A 16837-nucleotide genomic window follows, 5' to 3' on the forward strand; every position below is an offset into this window, starting at 1 on the left:
GGTGGGTTAAGGTCTTGTTCCGGTATATTCTTCAAGTACCCATGTGTTCCAGGGTACAGAAGCCGAGCCAACACCAACTGTGCCGCCTCGGGTGATACCTAGTGTAATGACATTACTACCATCAGGCACGAGGTTTTTGAACTCAATCAATGCACCGGACGGGTCGAGTTCATTGCCTTGAGCGACACCGAAGTTGTTGTTCACGACTTTTTCTTTCGTCACGCCGCCTACCGTAAAGGCCGTACTACCCGTTGAGGTCTGTGAAACGGCATAGAGCAGGAGCCGATATTTCTTCGTTGCGTCGAGGTTGTTGAAGGTGACCTGCGCCGGAGTCGAAGCGGTCACCATCCATCCGCCCTTGTAGACATCCAGTGGGTACAGCGAATTAGCGACAGCCGTGCCACTCAGCGAACCCGATACCTGCGCGAACGGAGCCGTAATGCTAAGCGTAATGCCTGAGGCTGTACCCGTTTCGGTCAGCAGACTCTGCGAGGTGTAACCCAGGGTCGAAGTGGTAGCCTGCGTCGCGGTTGGCTTGAGCTGGTTGAATGGCGACGTTACCGGTACTGAGAACGTACTCTGCATATTCTGACCACGAACGATCCGGGTCACCGTGTAAGAGGTTTCTGCCTGTGTGGTAGCCGTAACAGTGGCAGTAGCCGCACTGCTCGTATAGCCGGATGCACTTGCGGAAACATCAAAATAGTAAGGTGTCGATGAGCTTAAGCCAGCTATCGTATAGCTGGTGGCGGAGGTGGTCACGCTGGTGGCACCGGCCATGCTGCTACTGGTCGAATAACGAAGCGTGTAGCTGGTTGCATTGCTGGAGGCTGTCCACGAAACACCAACCGCACTACTGCTAATCGCTGAGGCAATCAACCCGGTAGGCGTTGCCAGTACTGGAAGTGTACTGCTGGTTGTTGCTGAGGTTGTGCCATACGCGGATGGTGAGGTACCCGCTCCTCCAGCTGCCCGGATCCTGAACCAATACGTAGTACCCATAGCCAGGCCTGTGACGGCGTAACTCAAAGCGGAGGTAACCGTTAGTGTGGTCAGGCCTGTAGTAAATCCGCTATTGGTTGCCGATTCGATTGTATAGGAGGTCGCACTCGTTGAGGCTGGCCAGCTTAGAAGCAAAGAAGTATTGGTAACATTACTAGCTGTGAGCGCTGGAGCGGCAATGGTAAACGTTCCCGATACAGCCGCTACTGCTGCCTGTAAACTGGCAACGGTGGCGTTGAGGGCTGTGATGGCTGCCGTATTAGTGCTGATATTCGTACCTGCTGTGGTTAGCCCTGCTGCATTGGTAGCAATGTTTGTATTGGCTGTTGTGATTGCCGTGGTGTTGTTGGCAATATTGTTATTGGCCGTCGAAATAGCTGACGTATTGTTGGCAATATTGGTGTTGGCTGTCGATAGACCGTTTGTCAAGGTATTGATGGCCGATGCGACCGCCGAGTTGGCGACGGCATTGGACGACGAACTATTCAGCGACGGATCAACTATAACGGAACTTCCACCGGGAATAGTGACGGTCACGTTGTTACCTATACGTGAGGTCAATTGACCCGCGCCGGTAAAGGTGACATTAAGTGCATCTGCATTGTTGAACGGCACAAAACCCAACGCATCCTGTTTGTTATTCCAGGCTAGTTTCTCATTGTCACTCACAAACCGGTACAGGCTTGTTTGCGTAATTCGTGTCGGATCGAATGCGGTTATCCATCCGGGATTCGAATACACACCGCTCGTCTTGACCACATTGGCTGACAACCTTGCATCGTCAAGTGTGCCTGCTGTGAGCGAAGTGGCACTGGTCGTTACCGAGCCGCTACCTCCAGCAATGGCCAAATCACCGGATCCAAGTATAGACGCTCCGTTGATCGTTTTGATATTGCTCCCCGAAACGAGTTGAGCTTGTTTGTTATTCCATGCCTCCTTTTCCGCATCACTCGTAAACCGGTTTAAACTGTTCTGGGAAATCCGGGATGGGTCCAACGCGTTAATAAAGGTCGGATTCGAGTAAGTACCCCCGGTTTTGACAACGGTAGCCGGTAAACGTTCCTCCGCTAATGTGCCTGTATTGATCTGCGAGGCATCCGCAATAACAACCGTGCTGCCTCCACCTCCTCCACCGCCCGATGGCGTTGCCAGCAGATAAGCCAAATAAGCGGCATCAGCCGTAGAGCCATAGGGTACACCCGACACATTACGAAACTGCGAAGGCTTATAGTACTTGCCCGCCTGCCCAACAATCGTAACTCGAAGCAAATTGTTAATCGAGCGAACTGTAACGTTACTGAAGGCATACGCCTGCCCATTGTTGCCGTTGCTGTCGGCAATGGATACCTGATCAGCAAACCGGTAAATTCGGATGGGATTAGGATCTGTGACTTGCCCTTGGGCAGTTATTGCCCCCATAAGAAGCAATAACAGAATCTGAACGTGTTTCATAAACTTGATTTACGAATTGGACTTAAGTGAAAAATGGTAAGAGAAAAAGCCATTCCTCATGGATGAGGAATGGTGATAATCAGTAGCTATGGCTCGGGGTCGGTGTTGCTGGTATTGAACCAGCCGATGGTAATCTTCGCCCCTTCGGGCTGATTGGCGTCGAGGAGTTTGAGCAAACTGATCGTATTGTTCCAGCCTCCGTTGCTGCCCACGTTGATTTCGGCGGTCCGCCAGGTGTTATCATTGATGGTTTGGAATTGTACTTCCTGATTGGCCTGCTGTGCGTCGATCTCCTGCTGACCAGATTTCTGAAAGCGTAAGACCCGGTTGGTTGACGGCCCGGTGGCCTTATAGTACATATACAGCTTACTAATCCCCGTAGCGGGCACAGCCATGTAGGGCCATTTGATGTAGAACTCGTTCTGCGAAGTCGTCTTGGTAATTTCCACGCCCGTATTCGGCGTTGGGAAACCACTGGTCACTCCGTTTTTGATCCCAAAATGCCCGATGCCGTTTCTTTCGTTGAACTTCCAGCTGATCTTATTTCGGGGATCGGGCTGGGCTTCTGCCCAGGTGCGAATTTTATTGGCGTCACCCACGATGAAGGCATGATGACCGTACCAAACGTCGTTCCAGGCTGCTTGGATGAAAGCCCGGTTGGCGGTGTAACCTGCGCCGTTGGAAAACTCGTCAGCTCCATCCTCCACACTCTTCTGCCACTGTGTTGAGAGGTACATACCCGGCGACCATAGACCGATTGCCTTGGTATTGTCGTATACATTTTCGAGTGCGACCCAGGGTTTGCGGATATTCAAGTCAAACTGACCCGCCTGATTTTCTAGCTGGTTTAGATTGCCGTTTGCGTCAACGTACCGCAAACGCCGGTATGCCGCCCCCGTATATACGCAAGGATATTCTTGGGCTTCAAATTCATAGAAATTTTTATCGTCGGTGCGGTTGTACGTAACCTTTGTGTAAACGTGTACGACGTAATCAGCAACCGGGTCAGCCTTTACCCATTGCTCCATTATAGCGTCCGTCGTTTCATTCTGAACGGCCCAATTTTTCATGGCCGTTTTCGTATAGATCGTTGTTGCATTACGACCGTATGCCAGAATTTCAGACGGATTATCATAAACGTCGCCGTGCTGGATGGGGTCATTTCCGACACCGCCCGAAGGTGGTTGCGCCCATTGTGTATTGATTACCGCCGAAGGGTTCGGACTAATCAAGCCGCCCCGATAGAGCGCGTAACCATTCATCGTGCCCAAATCATGAATATTTATCATGTTTGAGCCGCCCGGCCGTGAAATGTGCGTAGGTGCCCCGCCGTGTCGTTTTCGTACCCGTACGGTTATACCGTTTAATTCTAAGCTGGCTTGTTCGCCTACCTGTTTGCCGAACTTATCAACCCGGCTGTCGAACTCTGTCCAGGTCGTGTTTGTCGTTATTGGCTGGTAGTCGAAGGTTTCCCACGAGGGCAGGTTTGCTGCACTGGTTATGACAGGAGTAGTTCCCGTACTAACCGTAAATGCGCGCCGGGCAGCTGTTGGATCTGTCGTCTTACAAACCGTGCCGTCTAAAACAAGGGTATAGCTGCCATCGGGCAAAGCGGTACCTAAGCTAATGCCAAACGTACTGGTCGTTAACGTACCCGAATTTCCTGAGCGGACAACGGAGCCACTTTGTTCAATTTTCCAATCAATGCTGGTAAGACTCGTTCCGTTGTACTGGACCGATAGCGAACTAGCTGAATTGACCGTTAGCCCAACAACCGTAGGGCCGCCTGCGCAAAAGGGCCTCGAATCGCCAGCGCCACCGGGATTTGTGGCGGTGCCTATCAGCGCAGTAAAAGTATTGTTTACGCTGGCGGTAAAGTTGCTGGTATAGCTGCTCCCCGACCCGTTCTTGAGCGTCAGTGCAAAGGTCGTCGGGGCTTTATTGATTTGCCACTGGCGGGTGTAATTGCCGTTACTTACTTGTCCATAGCCATAATCTACGCCGGACAGAATCTGAACGCCGTCTGGGTTGCTGGCGGTGAAATTGCTGGCCGGGACGGTGTTGAAAGCGATCGTTTCTACATTGCTATTCGCCTGAATAGACATCGTCGTTCCGTCGTGTTTCCATTGCAGGGCGGTGAGCCAGGCGGGAACGTCAGAGCAAACCGGTGGGCTGGTCGGTGGCCGGGTACCCGCTGCAATAACGCAACCCGATGAAACGACTGTGAGGTTGAGTGACCCCGACGCAATGGCGGTGGTCAGTGAGTTCAGGCCGCTGGTCGTGGCCGGATAGGTTGACCAGTTGCGAGTATACTGGACCGTGTAGGCAGATCCCGTTTTGCCCGGTGCGGGGGCAATAACCGCTGTTTTGAGGGTCGTTTGGCCGAAAGACGCAAGCGAGAAGAGCGCTAGAACTAGCGTGAGCAGGTTTTTCATGGATTTGTGTTCATTGGTTTACTCGTTAGATTTGCTTAGGCTGGTGCCCTGCTACGGTGCCCCGCTGTTATCCGTGGTTACGGTCACATCGAATTGCTGGGTGCTGCAATCGCGGGCCTGTGCTTTGTAGCCCGATGGGGGCGGGGGTGGCTCCGTCAGACTCTGGTTGCGCCAAACTAGCCTCTGCTCATCGGTGAGTGATGCCAGATATGCCTCTATCTGGGCGCAGGTGTACTGCGTGCCGTCATAGCTGATGATGACATCAACACTGCCCGTAAGCACCCCGTCAGCTTTGGTATCGAATACTGCTTTGAAATACGCCATATATTGTTGGATTGATTGAAGCGGATAGGGAGACTCACGATCCGGGTGTAATAGGCTGAAACTGGGTCACGCCGGTACTCAGGTTGATCGTGACCGTGCCGATCTTTTTCTTAGCACCGCCCGAAATGGTGAATTCGGTGTGCAAATTGTTGGTCGTGTTGCGCTGACCCGTCCCATTTCCCGCGTCATAGCCCCAGAATTCCGCTACCGCCGATTGAGGGTTGGCGTATTCGTAGTCGAAGCCGTTGGACAGTGCTTTTTTCTGGATACCCGACGATACCTGGTAGCTGCTGTTGAGCCGGTTCACAATCCGATCTACCGTGCTGTTGGGATGCACATAGACATCGAAAGCGGCAACTGTAGCCGATGGGTAGCGGGAGCGAAACAGGTTAATGCCAAACCCAAATGAAAAGTAGCCAACTCCACTGGTTGTGGTGTAGCCTGAACTGCCTAGTGCAAGCGAATTATCCACATCATTACCCCCGATGAACCGGCGGCTCTTGTCAGCGACCGCAAAGGCTCCCGCCCCACTCTCGGCAAAGCCTGGCGTTGTCAGGATAATGCTGCATTCGGCGGCATTAACCATTACAATGTTGATGGCTGCGGAACCGACCGTGGTTGGCGTCTGGGTGGCGGGTACGGCAATCTCTAACTCGAACTCATCATCAATCGACTGTCCGGCACTATCGACGTAAACGACCCGTATGGTAAGGGTCTGGTTGGGTGTTCCGGCTGGTGGCTGGGCGAAAGTGCGGGTAACAGGATCGAAAACCAGCCAGCTCGGCAGGTTCATGTAGGCGTTGAACGGGCTATAGTAATAGAGTGCCCGCAATTCTCCGGTGTCTCCTGCATTATCAGCGAACTGGTTTGCCGCCAATACTTTGGGAGTCCCGTCGAAGGCCGTAATTTTCCAATTGCCCGTCGGGTTGATAAGCTGGGGAGCGGGGTTGCCGGTCTGTTCGGTTGTTTCACAAGTGATGGTAGACGGTGCCCCTACGTCGGTAGAAGCCTCCACATTGCTACTGCCTACGAATACCCGCCATGTATGGGTTCCACTTGACTCCGCTGTCGATTTATAGTAAGCAAAGCCCAATTTATCGGTTGATGCGATGATACCCTGTTCGGCTAGATAAGCTACTACGTCAGGGCGCGAAATGTCGGTATCGACGTAAGCGACCACTACGCCATCCCGTTCGATTCTGGCTTTGCCGCCATACATCCAGCCCGTCAAGCGTGGGCAAACATTCGCATCAATACGGGCGATTTGTGGGGTTTCCGGAACTGCTTTAGGCTTAAACTCAAAATGCTCGAAAGCTCGGAAACTGTAGCTCATGACCGGTTGAGGGGTAACCACCGTCCCGCACTCATTGAAGGCTACGCACAGTAAAACACCATTCCGATTAAAGACCAGTTCGGTTTTGTTTGTGGTCGTATTGGTGATAATACGGGTTAATCCTGTTCCTACATCGGCGGTTGTCGGGTCACCGGCTTTTTCAAGCGGAGGTAGGGAGGAATCCGATCCACACGTTGGCTCACAATCGCAGATCTCCACCGGTACCGAAGCGCCATCACCGCTTTCGCCTGTGTTTCGGATGTAAAGACGGCCTGATGAAAGTACACCCGGAAAGGCATACGAATAGCTGTTTGGCTCGCCGTTGGTTCCGGCTCCTATAAAGTCCGTACCCGCCCAACCGGTACCGACGAGCTTAAATTCAGGTTTAGTCAAACTGATTAGATTCACTGTCAGAACATGGGTCAAGGCGTTGTAATCGAGGTACAGATCAAAGGGCGTCGTAGCATACTGATTGCTTGCAACGATGTTGACAGGGAGGCTTATCGATACGTTTGGATTACCCATTTGCCGAATCTTAAGCTGACCCGATTTAGTGACCTCCGTGAAGTCGAATCGGAAAACATCAGTTTGGTCATTGGGATAGGGTTCAATGAAATCGACACCCTGCCAACCGGTGCCAATCACCTTTGCTTCAGGTTTAAACGGGGCCTCAATCACTACCGTCAACATCCTGGTTTGCGCATTATAGGCGGTTGAGACAGCCAGATTGGTATCAAGCAATGTCGGTGCAGCAGGAGCGACAGAAACGCTAAAGGGCACGTTAATAGAGCCCCCACCGGGTTGAGCGACTACGGCAACAGCGGTTGTTTCGCCTGACTCGGTAGGTGTTCCGCCTAGCCTACCTCCTGAGTAGGTGACACCATTAGGCAGATTCTGCACCGTGATTTCTGGTTCTTGTAGCCGGCCAGGTGCGGCACCAAATAGGCCTTGCGGAATGAGTAAATGATTGATGGATTGCCCGGCCCTCAGCATTACACCTTTCAGCAATCCGGGAATCGTTGGAACAGGTACAGTTGCGGGGTCAAGTGTGCATGGATCAGAAAACAGAAATTCATTAATAACGCCTCCGCTACCATTCGCGCGGGCAATGGTGGTCATTGCCTTGTAGCGTAAACCACTGTTGATATCAATGAAGGGATCACCGCAATCGGTGACCGCTTCCGACTGCTCTATAATCGTTCCGGCGATAGGTACGGTAGTATCGACTCCAGCGGGCGGCTCTGCGATCGGCGGTACATACGGGGAGGCGGTGGGGTCCGTATCGGCCGGATCCGTGTAGCCAATATCCGCTAGGCTCAATCCTGTTTTTTCCGATAGTTCAGGAGTTGAACAGGTACCCCATTCTGAAATCGTTTCCTCAAACGACAGGGACACACTGAGTGTGCAGCAACTATCGGCCTTGATGGTCGTTTTGATTCGACTACCTTCCACAGTTAGGCTTTTACGCGCATCTGTGATCACAACGCGGTCAAGTAGCTCCAGGCTTTTGAGCAGGCCGGCCAACGGCTCAGATACTTCAGGATAATCGATCGTCCAAACCCGGTACTGGCGGGAATAGGTTATTTTGTCGCCAAACCGCTCGGACTTATCGGCTTCGGTGTAGTTCTTGGCCTCACCTGCGCATAACTCTCCCGGCAAACCGAAAATCTGTTTGTAACCCGTTTCATAGGGTACCTGTGCCAATTGTGCGGCATTACTTAACTCAAACAGCAGATGACCAATTGGCGGAATATGATCACCATTGGTGTAGTTAACCACCCGGAAGGGCTCCGACACCAATCCAGCGACCGTTAGGTAATATACGCCAACGGGTAAGTCGTTTGTCAGGTTCGTAGTTGCCGGAACAACAACCGTATCCCAGATGCTCTGTCGGTACACCTTGACGCCACTCAGCTGGGCGGAGGCAAATGTTTTGGCCACTGTATTATTGGTGGCATCATAAACCTTGATGACGAATTTGGCTGAGTCGGCATCTGCCTTCCGGATGAAGAATAAACCCGGCTGCCAACGCTGAGGTAGCTCAACTAAAACCCGGCTGTCAACATCCCAAACCTGCCGATCTTCCCGGCAATCACACCGGGCCAACCGGTTTTTGTCTGTCTGCAAAGGCAGACTCATCAGTGATGAGTTAAAACTTATCTTTTCCTGTGCCATTAGCAACCATTAGAAATTACATCGTTTGTAGAATATTCGCCGCACTTGCCATCGGTGTAGTAGTTGCCCCAATTGACGGCGCACGGTTGCGCTCCAGTCGCTGCGGATTGGCCTGGGAAATATTGATACTCGTACACCTCACGAATGAATTCGCCCGCTGGTGGGCAAGTGGATGGATTCTCATCCGGATCGAATGGGAGATCAACTTTGGGTACCTGGCACGGCCCCGGATGACTGATCTCCAGCGTCAGCAATTCGGCTGCCACATCCAATGTTGCTTTGACCAGGTGCCCATCAGCGCCAAGCCACGTTTCAATAGTTTCGGTAATTGAAATGGGGTTGTCTGTGCAACAGTAGGGTATCGTGATGGTGCCGATTGTGCGGACGTGAGCAACCGATTTCATGCCGCGCCGGTAGCCTTTTGGCAAGAGTGCCGTATGCTTGTTCATTACTCCAGCCGAAAAGGGCTGATTGTGCCGATGAAAGTCACGGACAAGGGAGGTTGCGGAAAAATTTCCGTTTTCGAAGTAGCCGTTCGCCATTTCCGTCAGGCCGGAGGCGATCACCGGCACCCCTCCGCCATCGGGTGTTGGGTTTTCGACGATAAACAGCCAATTCGCTTTGTCAATCGTATCATCCCACGCCTGAGCCCCGCCGATATCGGTGGCAATACGTTTTACGGTTCGCTCTTTGGCAAGGGGCTGCTCACCTGGCAGCCGGGCAACACAAGCATCGGTAAACTCAATGGTTGATACGCCAAAATCAGGCGTGGTGGCAAAGATGTTGGTCCCGAGTAAGTCAATGGTATGGTTGGTACCAATGGCCACGTTGGGTTCGATGGTCAGGCGGTATAAACCATACAGGGCTTCGGTATTGGTTTTAACCGTCCGATTGCCATCCCAGACAGGGTCCGTGTCCGGTAACGATAAGCCTTGAGTCGGGGAATCGTAGGTTAAAGCGGGAAAGTAGCTTATATGCTCCCAGCGTAACTTGCCCGTATCCGGATCGAGAAACGGATATAAACAGGTTAGCTCTATTAAATCCTCTACGACCTCTTTAAGCGTTAGTTCCGCCACTCTGGCAAAGCCATAGGTTGGCGCCGGTGCTTTGGGATCACCGGGAGCGGCAACTTCGGATGCCTGAATGCACAATGCGTTTTTCCATGTATTGGCACGGCGCGTTACCGGGTTGGTCGTTGCAGTAAGGAAAACAGAAAGGGTAGGGGATCCAGCGTCCGGAATGATAGAAGCGGCGGAGGTATCTGCCAACGACTGAGAAACCAGATTTGCCAACACATGCGTCAGGCGTCGGGCTCGGCGGTATAAGGCCTGTTTGTTCGCGCTATAAATGGTTTGTACAGGCTCAGTTTTTAGCCAGTTGACCGTTTTCGACCAGTTTTCTAACAGCGTTTGGTACCCGTCGTCAGGTTTGGGCGGATTGGGAAGCGTTGCCATGCAGGCATCGACATCAAACTTTAAGTCGGATAGGTTGAATACACCTTTCCAGGGCGTTGCCCCTGAACAGGACCGATACAGACTAACGAATACCTGTTGGCAGCAGGTCTGCTTGGCCAGATCCCAGAATAATTTAAAGTCATCACCAACAAACCTGATTTCACCCTGCCACTTAGTACGGAAAAATTGCTGACCATCTTCTAACTCGGTAATCAGGCTGACGTTACCAAGTCCCTGAGTCAAGGGATGGGCTTTTGTCGTTGTTCCGTTAACCGTGTAGGTGAGTAAAGGAATGGGCACAATCTTTCTATTTTACCGTTTAAAAGTCAAACAATAATACATCAAAAATGTAGGCTTGACAAATCCCGATTTTGGGGTTTACGGCTTAATGATTAAATCGCGCCCTATGAAGCATATATACCTTTTATTCGCACTAGCCGCTCTGTTGCTTAGTACAACATTGACGCAGGCACAGAAATATGTCAATGTTCCACCAGCCTCACCAATTCCGATTGATTCAACAACGGGAATGGTTCAATTCAGGCGAATTATTCAGATCCCTGGCGATAGCTCCGTGTCAAGCACGATCAGTCGCGCTCGTAATTGGGTAACAAAAACCTACCGATCTGCTAATGATGTTGTCCAACAATACGACCCATCTAATGGCATCATGGTTGTGCAAGGACTTTTTGTGCTTGAGTATGCCGAAATGCAGTATATGCTGCTCAACAAGATAACCAAAACGCTTCAGGTTTTCCATACCGTAACCATTGAGGCAAAATCAAATCGGGTTAGAATAACCATTGATGGGTTGCAGACTAAAAAGCCTGATTATGCTGGTACGTCGGGTCGCATTATTCAGTCGGAACGCATTAGTTATGTACCCACACCCCCTTCCAATGAAATCGCTTTGCAAGTTGAAGAGAAAAAATTAGACGAAATGCCAATGGTGGGCAAGGGCTGGGCTAGACGAAATGCTCCCGTTTATTTATATACCGACAGAAACATTGATGCAGCTCTTTATAAACGGGTGTCTGACTTGTTGTCTGACTTTGAGTCATCAATGAGTAAAAAGGAGAAAGATTGGTAGATTCTATTTTTTTTTCAAAAATTTTTTGAGTGAGAATTGTAATCTTTTGATTGTTTATGCCCATATTTTACCGTTTAAAAGTCAAATAGAGCCGCTCAAATAAAACAAAAAGGTAGACTTTGTAATCATTTGATTGATAGCTAGTTTTGCGCCCGGCAATGAGAAAATCTAGCAGTTTGGAAGTCTCGAAAACACTTGCGACCTTTGAAATGCTAAGTTACGAGTACCGGTCGGCGTCAGCCGCCCACAATTTTTTGTAGGGCTTTTTTTGTGCCTATACATTCGGCCTCAGCCATAATTGGCGGTGCGCTGTACCCTGTGCTTGTGTTGTAATGGCATAAGCAGTCGTCCGGTAACGGTAACTTAGCAGCAGGTAGTACAGCGTACCGCTTTTTCGTTTCCAATGCCCAAGGCTGTGTAGGGTAATAACTGCTAAGTTATCATGTTACAATGCAAGACAAGCCAGTCAACCGGAACTGGCCGCGCACAAGTTGCGCCCGAATCCTCCATTATCCTTTCTGATCAACTGGTTGATCATTTCAGCCAAAAGGACAACACCCACAAAGCCAGGCTCATGCTTCGGGCCTGGTTCCTCAATCACGTTCTGCACAGTGATGCGCCCGTTACTGCCAATCCCGGTAGCGCGGAAGACAATGTTTATCTCTATGAGATGCTGGATGATTTTTTGTCTGATCTACTCAAAAATGAGTAAGCCATGAACGAGCTAATCCGCATAACAACCAACGAACAAGGTTCGGAGGTTGTGTCAGCCCGTGAATTGTATGCATTCTTAGAAGTAAAGCAGCAGTTTTCCGACTGGATAAAAAACCGAATCATCCGGTACGGCTTTCGTGAGGGAGAAGACTATGTGTCGCTTTCTAAAACTTTAGAAAGCGACGATGAATCTATTTTTCATAAAACTATGAAAAATAGTAATGCTGGTAGAACTGCAACCGACTACGCCCTCACCCTTGACATGGCCAAGGAGCTGTCGATGGTCGAGCGGAACGACAAAGGCAAACAGGCAAGGCAGTACTTTATTGAAGCGGAGAAGGCTTTACGTCAGGTGGTGAGCCAACCGGCTCAACTATCCTCTGAGCAAATGCTTATCCAGTTAGCAACTCAGACAACGCAACTACTCGCCAGTCAGCAGCAGCAATTGAATCAGCTTCGTGCCGATGTGGAGGAAATAACTGCGAATCGACGATTACCCCGCCCCGCCGAACCTACGCGGCCGCATGAGTCAAAAACCAAAGCAAGTTTGCGACAGTCGATCAGCCGAAAGGTGAACGAGTACTGCGGCATATACAATGCCGAACAACAGGAAACCTATAATTATCTCTATAAGCGAATGCAACAGGTGTTTGGTATTGACATTCGGCGTTTGCGGAGGGGTAGCGGAGAAAGTTACCTGGATGCCATTGAACGGTATGGGCACCTAGAAAAACTCTATTCACTAGTGGTTGCCGAACTGGAGTACATTGAGGAATAGTACAAAAAAAAGAAAGGCCGGATTAAAACCCGGCCTTTCTTTTTAAACTACTGGATAATTACAGGATTGCAGGGCGTACACGCTTTGGCAATTCCAAAACCGAACCCCATGTGATCCGACCCGTCCAACCTTCAGTCGGGGTGTCCGTGTTGTTGACAATGCCATGCCAGCTGGAGAATGAGCCAACGACAAATTCTTTAGGACCATACAAGAACGAACCGGCAAGGGGCAAAAATTTAATGATCTTCAGACAGTTCATTTCAATATGCCACTGGTGGTTGGTAATTGAGTTGTCGTAATCAACAAATTCAATCGACTTGTTGGTTTTCTTGGCGAACTGCAATCCACCGAAGGCTGTCACAAACTCAGGCTCAACACCGGGCTTGGTGGCATCAAATACCTCCCATTTGCGGATGGCGGCATTGCCTGTGTAACCTTCAACTGTTTTTTCGCCGGTCTGCGCTAACCGGGCAACCAGGGCGGTAGTCAGAGCCGCATCTGTTGCCCATTCCGCTGTCGTAAAACCGGGGGCTCCGGATTCCGTAATCAATACCGTGTCAAAGAGGTCCACGCCAATTTTACGGCAACCGGCTACGGGTATTTCAGGCATTGTCGGATTACAGTCATTGTACTCCGATGGGCAATAAAGCAAAGCACTATTTGTGGCCATACTTGTAAAAGTTAAACTCGTTAAACCATCTATTTAAAAACAACGAACGCTAGTTAAGTGCGACGGTAAACCGTGACGTTTCCATTCTCATCGACCTCACGGATCCGGCCATCAGGGAGTTGAGTGATGGTACTCCCTTTGTTACCCTTTCGGGTTTCATCAATCAGGGTATCGAGCCGGTTGGTTAACCCATCGACCCGTCGGTGCAATTCATAATCCGGACTCGTGGACCGGGATTCATTGTAATTGTGTATCAATAGTAGATCTCGCTCCCGAACACCTTCTGGCAAATCAACCCCGGTACCATCAAGTAGATAGGCCAAGTCGCTAGTTTCAATTCGCCTACCCAACTTATTGATTTTCGTAAGCGTTTGCTTATTCGGCTGGTAAGACTCCTTCCGAATAACTCCTTCACCTATCTGCAACCGGGCATCCACTTCATCCGCTTTACGGCCGCCGCTGGTGGTGCGGGCGCGGGCGGTGTCATGCGTAACCTCATCCCCATCATGGTATTTAGGGAGTGAATGCACTTGGCTTATTGATGAGGCTAATAATGCCAGCATACCCGCAATTTGTACACCTGCTAAAATAAGGCCAAAGGGGGGCGGGTAGTCTGCAAATGTTCTAATGGTTTTCGCTAAGGCTAATGCCATTTCTGATTCTTGCAGTACGGTATTTAGGGCTATTTGAATGGTTTGATCACGGCGTTGAGCCTCAACTGCTTTTTTGCGCTCGGCTTGTAGAGCAGCTTGCTCCTGCTTCTTTAAGGCTAAATTATTGGCCAAACCCTGTTTTGATAATTCAAGCTCTACAGCTACTTCGTTTTGTTTAGCTTGTAGTTGAGCGTCGATAGAAGAAATTCGAGCTTGATCGTTGGCAATTTGGGCATCCAATATCTGATTAGCGGTGTTTATTGCCATATTGCCAGCCTCAACAAGTTGCTGTTTTACCTCATCGCTAACATCTTTACCTGATGAATCTTTGAAGGTTATATTCAATAGCTCAAAAATATTTTGGGGGCCGGTTTTCCCTTTCTCCTTAACAGACTTTAATTCTCCCTGTAATTGCTGAATCGTTTCTTTGAATCCCTGAACTGTAGAAGGATCGGTAAACGGATCCTTCTCCGCTAAAGCGAGTAATTGCCTGTAGTAGTCAAGGCGAATTTTTAACAGGGCTTCGGTGCGACGCTGTTCAAAGTCCTGCTCGGATTCTCCTGCCTGACGGGTTAACTTTTCCGTTTCCGCTAAGGCATCTTTACGCATCTGCAACTCCAAATCAGCGTACTTCTGTTGGCGGCTTAAGTTCTCCTTAGCTAGTTTCTCTGAAAAGTCTGCCTTAATTGAACTGGTTAATTTATCCGTATCGTTCTGATAAAGGTCTGGGGATGACTGCGCCCGCATGCTATCAAAAATAGCTTCGGTCGATTGTGGTAATTTGTAAGCTAAATTATCAACCTTTTCGCGTTTGCCTGTCTTTCGGTTAACGGCATAATAGCCAGTTAACTCCTGACCTAGCTTGATTAAGTGAGCGCGGGTTTGCTCAATTTCCTTCAAATCCTGCTGTTGCTTCAATAGCAAATATTCTTTACTGGATTTGTCCAGACTATCGAGCCGTTGTTTATCGTAGGTGTCTTGCAGCTTCTGCAATTCATCCTCCAGCTTGGTTTTACTTTTTACCAAATCTTCCCGCTCCTTCTGGGCCTGCTCCTCCGCCTTAACTTTCGCGCCCGCATCTGACGGTGTGGCGGTGGCGGTTTTTGTTGGCGTAAAGCCCTCGAAAGCCTCCGTAGATAAGCGTGCGCGCCGGTCCTGTCGGCGTTGGCGCATATTGTCCCGACTAACATATTTATCCATGCTAACGCGCATGTCGTCAAGGGTCTTGCCAAATTCATTTCGATACTCCTTTAGCCGTTTTCCGGATTCGATCAATTGGCCGTTTAAGGTAGACGCAAGCCCTTTGTTACCTGCTAGCTTGGCGGCTACAAGTTGACCCGCTATAACAATGGTGTTGAAGCTCTCAACGAGTTGAGCGGTAATATTGATTGTCAGTACAAATGGATCAATGACGTATTTATTGAAGTAGTAGCCAATCTTTTGCGCCGTGGTGCCGACATTACCTCCTTCACCATTTAAACTGTTCAGGGAAGTTATCAGGCTACCCACAGAGGTAAACACCTCACCAAACACTTTCGTCAAACCACTAAAAGCCGGTTGCAACGTTTTCACTAAGTCAATACCCCCTTGAACAATTTTGCTTAGCAAGTCAACAAAGTCATTCAAAACACCGGTATTGCCCTGACCGATGGTGCGAAAGAAACCTGCTACTAAATCAGTCAATGTTGAAATCTTACCGCTGAGGCTTTGACCGGCTTCAATCGTTGACCCCTGCACTTTCCCTAATGCGGAAAAAGCCTGAATCGCTTCGTATGCCCCCTTAACTGAGTTGTCAACCGTTTTCGTGAAGTCACCATAGGCAAGAGTCATCTTATTGCCTTGTGTCTTTACCGTGAAGCCTAGCTCCTTCCATCGCTCCGAATTATTGGCATCAAGAATAGCTTCGTTTAGCTGCTCAAAATCTTTGTTAATGAAGTTGGCAACGTCACCTAATCCAAGTAGCTCTTTTTTGGTCGGAATGATGCCCCGGCTTGCCAGCTTTGCAATGTTGTCAGCCAAGGTGTCAAAAGTGAAGTTAGTTGTATCAGCCGTGTTTTGAAGAACAGCAAGGTACCCTTCCGCCGCCTCCGCGTTGCCCTCGAAGATTCGCGTAAACTGGTTTTGATAGTGTTGCCCGATGCCGGTTACCTCAACAATCGTTTTGCCGATCTCAATAATTTTATCAATAAGAAACAGAATACCCGTTAGCGTGAAAGCGGCCTTGATGGATTGACCAATACGATCAAACCCACCCTTTACCCGGTCGGCGGCTTTGGGCGTTTGATCGAGCAGGTAGTTTGTTTCCTTTAGCTTATCTTTTACCCCGGCTATCTCATCAGCGGTTTGTTTCCAGTTGCCTCCTTTTGTGGCTTTATCCTGAGTGGAGGCATACTTGATTAGCTCTGACGATAAACGGGAAATCTCCCCTTGCAGTACTTTAGGGTTGGCGGTGATTTTCTTAAACAGATCACTGCCAGCCCTAAGCTGGGTATTGACTTTATTAAGGTCATCAGCTTGGCCTTTAAATGGATTGTTAGCGGTAGCTTTTTTTGCTGTTTCCCCTATCTGGTCCCATTCTTGAGCCGCCTTACCCATATTTGACTCAAAGTTCGATAAGTCAAGATTGAGCACTTGGGTAACAACAGTATTGTCCATTACTTTTTACCGTTTAAAAGTCAAACAATAATACGGACAAAACCATGCATGGGCAAGAAGCTGAATCTTCTCATTTCAACTAATATGTGTACCTACATAAAA

General features: G+C 49.6%; 10 protein-coding genes. 3 read left to right on the plus strand and 7 right to left on the minus strand.

Going from position 1 to position 16837, the window contains the following annotated elements; all coding sequences use genetic code 11:
* Window positions 1-6: 6 nt before the first annotated feature.
* The 5 genes from NT073_RS28090 to NT073_RS28110 form a co-directional block, all read right to left on the minus strand.
* Complete coding sequence (locus NT073_RS28090) at window positions 7-2454, minus strand: fibronectin type III domain-containing protein (protein WP_297380582.1); 2448 nt, start codon at window positions 2452-2454, stop codon at window positions 7-9.
* Between the two features lie 86 nt (window positions 2455-2540).
* Complete coding sequence (locus NT073_RS28095) at window positions 2541-4889, minus strand: hypothetical protein (RefSeq protein WP_297380583.1); 2349 nt, start codon at window positions 4887-4889, stop codon at window positions 2541-2543.
* Window positions 4890-4940: 51 nt separating this feature from the next.
* Window positions 4941-5213, minus strand: a complete 273-nt coding sequence (locus tag NT073_RS28100; protein WP_297380585.1) for a hypothetical protein — start codon at window positions 5211-5213, stop codon at window positions 4941-4943.
* A 34-nt stretch (window positions 5214-5247) separates the two neighbouring features.
* The gene (locus NT073_RS28105; protein ID WP_297380588.1) at window positions 5248-8685 is read right to left on the minus strand and encodes a hypothetical protein; all 3438 of its coding nucleotides are present in this window, start codon (window positions 8683-8685) and stop codon (window positions 5248-5250) included.
* Window positions 8686-8720: 35 nt separating this feature from the next.
* Window positions 8721-10475, minus strand: coding sequence for a hypothetical protein (locus NT073_RS28110; RefSeq protein WP_297380591.1), 1755 nt, complete (start codon window positions 10473-10475; stop codon window positions 8721-8723).
* A 106-nt stretch (window positions 10476-10581) separates the two neighbouring features.
* On the opposite strand from NT073_RS28110, the gene NT073_RS28115 reads away from it, so the two are divergent.
* The 3 genes from NT073_RS28115 to NT073_RS28125 all read left to right on the plus strand — a co-directional run bounded on the left by NT073_RS28115 (window position 10582) and on the right by NT073_RS28125 (window position 12757).
* A complete protein-coding gene (locus NT073_RS28115) occupies window positions 10582-11265 on the plus strand; it encodes a DUF4468 domain-containing protein (protein ID WP_297380594.1) in 684 nt (227 codons plus the stop codon).
* Window positions 11266-11707: 442 nt separating this feature from the next.
* On the plus strand, window positions 11708-11977 hold the full coding sequence (locus tag NT073_RS28120; protein WP_297380597.1) for a hypothetical protein: 270 nt from the start codon (window positions 11708-11710) through the stop codon (window positions 11975-11977).
* Between the two features lie 3 nt (window positions 11978-11980).
* Window positions 11981-12757, plus strand: a complete 777-nt coding sequence (locus NT073_RS28125) for an antA/AntB antirepressor family protein (protein ID WP_297380600.1) — start codon at window positions 11981-11983, stop codon at window positions 12755-12757.
* A gap of 58 nt (window positions 12758-12815) precedes the next feature.
* On the opposite strand, the gene NT073_RS28130 is transcribed toward NT073_RS28125, so the two are convergent.
* Window positions 12816-13427 carry a hypothetical protein gene (locus tag NT073_RS28130; RefSeq protein WP_297380602.1) on the minus strand — a complete coding sequence of 204 codons (612 nt, stop codon included), beginning with the start codon at window positions 13425-13427 and terminating at the stop codon, window positions 12816-12818.
* Window positions 13428-13480: 53 nt separating this feature from the next.
* The gene (locus tag NT073_RS28135) at window positions 13481-16735 is read right to left on the minus strand and encodes a hypothetical protein (RefSeq protein ID WP_297380603.1); all 3255 of its coding nucleotides are present in this window, start codon (window positions 16733-16735) and stop codon (window positions 13481-13483) included.
* Window positions 16736-16837 lie beyond the last annotated feature (102 nt).

This window comes from Spirosoma sp., assembly GCF_026391055.1.
Classification (GTDB): Bacteria; Bacteroidota; Bacteroidia; order Cytophagales; family Spirosomataceae; genus Spirosoma.